This window comes from Nocardioides sp. (assembly GCF_036401255.1).
Lineage (GTDB): Bacteria > Actinomycetota > Actinomycetes > Propionibacteriales > Nocardioidaceae > Nocardioides.
Map to the genome: position 1 here is coordinate 1 of NZ_DASWVI010000295.1, position 5,355 is coordinate 5,355.

The window sequence follows — 5,355 nt, forward strand, 5'->3', positions numbered from 1 at the left end:
TGCCGCCCACCCCGCGTCCCGCGACCCCACCGCCGACCCCGGCCCCGGGGGCCGGCTCGGGCTGGCTGCTGAGCGTCGACACCGGCGAGCAGGTGGCCGTGACGGGACCCGTGCTCGTCGGTCGCCAGCCCGAGGCCCGTCCCGGTGAGGCGGTGCGACACCTGGTGGCGCTGCGATCCGCGGACCTGTCGTTGTCCAAGACCCACGCCGAGCTGCGGCTCGACGCCACCGGCGGCCTGGTGGTCCTCGACCGCGGATCGAGCAACGGCTCGGTGCTGCTGCGGCGGGGTGCGGCTCGCGAGCTGGCCCCCGGCCGGCCGACGACGCTGCTCGCCGGCGACGTGCTCCGCCTCGGCGACCGGGAGGTGCGGATCTCGCACGCCACCACCACCGAGCCGACGGCGCGGTAACGGTCCGATAACGAACCCGTGCGCCTCTTCCCCCGCACGGGCCCGGGCGTGTCGACTGCTCTCCTCCCTGGCGGTGACTCGGCACCGTGACCCGGTGCCGGCGATCCCCGGGAGGAGTCGGGCGTATCCCGCCCCATCACATCGGGAGGCATCACTTGCGAAGGACCCGGGTCGCCGCCACGGCGACCGCATCTCTGATCGCGGCAGCCACGGCGCTGTCGCTCACCACGCCGCAGGCCGGCGCCGCGTCCGGCCCCTCGGTCACGCCGTCTCGAGACGGCACGACATCGACGTCGGACAACCTCACGCCCCCGTGGCGCCAGAAGTACGACGCGATCCGCGACGCCGCCCTGCAGAAGCGGCTGCGCACCGGCGGCACCGGCCAGGCCGAGCGCGTCTCCAAGGGCGTCTACGGCCGGGTCGCCCAGAAGGGCACCGACCGGATCTTCGTGGTGCTCGCCGAGTTCGGCGACACCCGCCACTCGGCGTACCCCGACGACCCGGAGACCGGCGCCCAGACGTTCGACGGGCCGGTGCACAACTCCATCCCCCAGCCGGACCGGTCCAAGGACAACTCCACGCTGTGGGCGCCCGACTACAACCGCGCGCACTACGAGGACATGTACTTCAACCGGATGAAGTCGTTCTACCGCGACCAGTCCGGCGGCGTGTACTCCATCGACGGCGACGTCACCGCGTGGGTGAAGGTGCCGTTCAACGAGGCGCGCTACGGCCGCAACTCCTGCGGCTCCAACGTCTGCACCAACACCTGGTTCCTGATCCGGGACGCGCTCGCCGAGTGGGTGCAGAACCGCCTCGACGCCGGCTGGACGATGGACCGGATCCGGGCCTACCTCAAGACGTTCGACCGCCAGGACCGCTACGACTTCGACGGCGACGGCAACTTCAACGAGCCCGACGGCTACATCGACCACTTCCAGATCGTGCACGCCGGTGGCGACGAGGCCGACGGCGACCCGACCTTCGGCCAGGACGCCATCTGGAGCCACCGCTGGAACGCGCAGATCGAGCCGTTCGGCACCGGCCCCGAGGGCGGTGCGCCGATCGGCGGCGTGAACGTCGGTGAGGGCGGTCCCAGCGACGGCGGCGCCGTCCAGATCCCCGACAACCCGACGGGCGTGTGGGTCAACGACTACACGATCCAGCCCGAGAACGGCGGCCTGAGCGTCTTCGCCCACGAGTTCGGGCACGACCTCGGCCTGCCCGACCTCTACGACACCTCCGGCAACGCCGGCGGCGCCGAGAACAGTGTCGGCTTCTGGTCGCTGATGAGCCAGTCGCGCGGCACCGCGCCCCGCGACAAGGGCATCGGTGACCGGCCGATGCCGTTCGGCGCGTGGGAGAAGTTCCAGCTCGGCTGGCTCGACTACGACGTCGCCCGCGCGGGCCGCACCGCCTCGTTCGCCCTGCGGCCGGGGCAGTCGCTGCGCGGCTCCCAGCCCAACGGCCTGATCGTGCTGCTGCCCGACAAGCAGGTCCCGCTGGGACTCGGCGACCCGTGCGCTGAGTGCGGGGAGCGCTACTTCTACAGCGGTTCGGGCGACAACCTCGACAACACGATGACCAAGGCCGTCGCCGCGGGCGGCGCCCTGACCGCGAAGGTGCGCTACGACATCGAGGAGGGCTGGGACTACGCGTTCCTGGAGGCCTCCAGCGACGGCGGCGCGACGTGGACGGAGGTCCCCACCAACCTCAGCTACTCCGGTGAGGACTCCAGCGGGTTCAACGACTCCGGCGCCGGCATCACCGGCTCGACCGACGGTGCCTGGGTGGACCTGACCGCCGACGTACCGGCCGGCACCAACGCCGTGCGCTGGTTGTACAAGACCGACGGCGGCTACGCGCTCTCGGGCTTCCAGGTCGACCAGATCACCCTCGGCGGCACGACGATCGGCACCGCCGAGACCGGTGCCGAGGGCTGGCAGCTCGACGGGTTCCGGACGACGACCGGCAGCGAGATGCAGTCGTTCCTCAACGCCTACATCGTCGACAACCGGCAGTACGTCGGGCGCGACAAGCTGCTCAAGCACGTCTACAACTTCGCGGGCTACGAGAACCGGCCGGACCGGGTGGAGTTCTTCCACAACGACCCGGGCGCCCTCATCACCTACTGGGACACCTCCTACACCGACAACAACGTCGGCGAGCACCCCGGCAGTGGCGAGGCCCTCCCGGTCGACGCGCACCCGACGTTCCGGCACACCCCGGACGGCGCGCTCGCCCGGCCGCGGACGCTCACCTACGACTCGACGTTCTCCCTGAAGCGCAGCAGCACGCAGATCCTGCACTTCAAGGGGCAGCCGTTCACGCTGCGCGGCGAGTCGGCGGTGCCGCTGTTCGACGACACCGTCGACTGGTGGTTCGCCGGTGACGAGCACGGCACCGGCGAGCACGCCGGCCACTACCAGCCCGGCTGGTACTCCGTCGACGTGCCCGAGACCGGCACCACGATCCGCGTGGTGAAGGTGAACAAGAAGACGGGCGTGATGAAGGTGCGGGTCGGCACCTCGAGCTGACCCTCGACTGCTCGCCGACGGGCCCCGCCACCGTGGTGGCGGGGCCCGTTCGTGCGTGCCCGCAGGTCCGTGAGAAGACCGACACCGGGCCCGGTCGAAAGGGTCTTCGTACCTGCCCAATCGGTCAGGGGACGTACTAGGTTCTGGACATGAGCTTCGACTACGAGCACACCGTGACCACGACCGCGACTCCCGCTGACGTCTGGGCGCTCTGGAGCGACGTCGGCAGCTGGCACCGATGGGATCCGACGGTGGAACAGGTGGCCATCGAGGGTCATTTCGGTGAGGGCGCGGCCGGCACGATGGTGCTCACGAAGGGCATGGAGGCGAAGTTCGTCCTGGAGATCGTCGAGCCGTGCGCTCGCTACCTCGACAAGCTGACGATCGGCGACGTGGTCATCCGCATCGACCACCAGGTCAAGGAGACGGCCACCGGCTCCGAGGTGACCGTGCGGACGGTCGTCGCCGGCCCGGGCTCGGACGAGATCGCCCCGCTGATCACCGCCGAGGCCACCCGGACGCTCGACGCCCTCGTCCAGATGGCCGAGAAGAAGAGCGCCTGATCCGGCCCGCTTCGGCGGGCTGCAGGACCGGATCCGCCGGCCCCAGGGGGCGGCGACCAACGACAGGCCAACGTCCGGCAGCGTAGGTTGCCGGCCATGGAGGCGTACGCGAAGGGCGAGCTCGACCCGCCCCTGCTCGAGGAGACCATCGGAGCGAACTTCGAACGGACGGTCGCGGCGTACGCCGGGCGCGAGGCGCTCGTCGAGGTCGCGACCGGCCGGCGCTGGACGTGGGCCGAGCTCGACCGCGACGTCGACGACCTGGCCCGGGGGCTGCTCGCGGCCGGCGTCGGCAAGGGCGATCGGGTCGGCATCTGGGCGCCCAACTGCGCGGAGTGGACGATCGTCCAGTACGCCACCGCCAAGCTCGGGATCATCCTGGTCAACGTCAACCCGGCGTACCGCACCCACGAGCTGTCCTACGCGGTCAACCAGAGCGGGTTGCGGCTGCTGATCAGCGCCTCCACGTTCAAGACCAGCGACTACCGCGCGATGCTCTCCGAGACAGCGGGCCAGACGCCGACACTCGAGCGGGTCGTCTATCTCGACACCGACGACTGGGCGCAGCTGGTCGAGGCCGGGCGGGCGCTGCCCGACGGCGTCGTCGCGGAGCGGATGGCGCAGACCGCGCCGGACGACCCGATCAACATCCAGTACACGTCGGGCACCACGGGCTACCCCAAGGGCGCGACGCTGAGCCACCGCAACATCCTCAACAACGGCTACTTCACCACCGAGCTGATCAACCTCGGGCCCGACGACCGGCTGTGCATCCCGGTGCCCTTCTACCACTGCTTCGGGATGGTGATGGCGAACCTGGGCTGCACCACGCACGGCACCACGATGGTGATCCCCGCGCCCGGCTTCGACCCCGAGATCACGCTGCGCACGATCGCGGCGGAGCGCTGCACGGGCGTGTACGGCGTGCCGACGATGTTCATCGCGATGCAGCACCACCCGAGCTTCGCCGAGCACGACCTCTCCAGCCTGCGCACCGGCATCATGGCCGGCTCGATCTGCCCCGTCGAGGTGATGAAGCGCTGCGTCGACGACATGCACATGGCCGAGGTCGCGATCGCCTATGGCATGACCGAGACCAGCCCGGTGTCCTGCCAGACGCGCGCGGACGACGACCTCGACCGGCGTACCGCCACGATCGGCCGGGTGCACCCGCACGTGGAGATCAAGATCGTCGACCCGGTGAGCGGCGCGACCGTCGAGCGCGGGCAGACCGGGGAGTTCTGCACCCGCGGCTACTCGGTGATGCTCGGCTACTGGGACGACCCCGACAAGACCGCCGAGGCGATCGACGCGGACGGCTGGATGCACACCGGCGACCTCGCCGAGATGCGCGAGGACGGCTACTGCAACATCGTCGGTCGCATCAAGGACATGGTGATCCGGGGCGGGGAGAACATCTACCCGCGCGAGATCGAGGAGTTCCTCTACCAGCACCCCGACATCGAGGACGTGCAGGTGATCGGCGTCCCCGACGAGAAGTACGGCGAGGAGCTGTGCGCCTGGGTGAAGATCCGGTCCGGGTCCGAGCCCGTCGACGCCGACGCCGTGCGCGCGTTCGCCACGGGCAAGCTCGCCCACTACAAGATCCCTCGCTACGTGCTGGTGGTCGACGAGTTCCCGATGACCGTGACCGGCAAGATCCGCAAGGTCCAGATGCGCGAGGAGACCACGAGGCTCTTGCACCTCGGTGGTTGAGGAAGGCGCGCACCGCCTGTCTCGAAACCACCGCCCCCTCGGTGGTTGAGGAGGTTGCGCTGCAACCGTCTCGAAACCACAGCCACCTCGGTGGTTGAGGAGGTTGCGCTGCAACCGTCTCGAAACCAC

The 5,355-nt window shown here is 70.0% G+C and carries 4 protein-coding genes; all 4 read left to right on the plus strand.

Going from position 1 to position 5,355, the window contains the following annotated elements; genetic code table 11:
- A partial coding sequence (locus VGD85_RS13880; RefSeq protein WP_331064032.1) for an FHA domain-containing protein occupies window positions 1–410 on the plus strand: 410 nt, incomplete at its 5' end.
- Window positions 411–565: 155 nt separating this feature from the next.
- Window positions 566–2,947 (plus strand): immune inhibitor A domain-containing protein, encoded by a 2,382-nt coding sequence (locus VGD85_RS13885; protein WP_331064033.1) that lies wholly within the window; start codon window positions 566–568, stop codon window positions 2,945–2,947.
- A gap of 149 nt (window positions 2,948–3,096) precedes the next feature.
- The gene (locus VGD85_RS13890) at window positions 3,097–3,510 is read left to right on the plus strand and encodes an SRPBCC family protein (protein WP_331064034.1); all 414 of its coding nucleotides are present in this window, start codon (window positions 3,097–3,099) and stop codon (window positions 3,508–3,510) included.
- A 96-nt stretch (window positions 3,511–3,606) separates the two neighbouring features.
- Entirely contained in the window at window positions 3,607–5,226 is a 1,620-nt protein-coding gene (locus VGD85_RS13895; RefSeq protein WP_331064035.1) for an AMP-binding protein, read from the plus strand.
- Window positions 5,227–5,355: the final 129 nt, after the last annotated feature.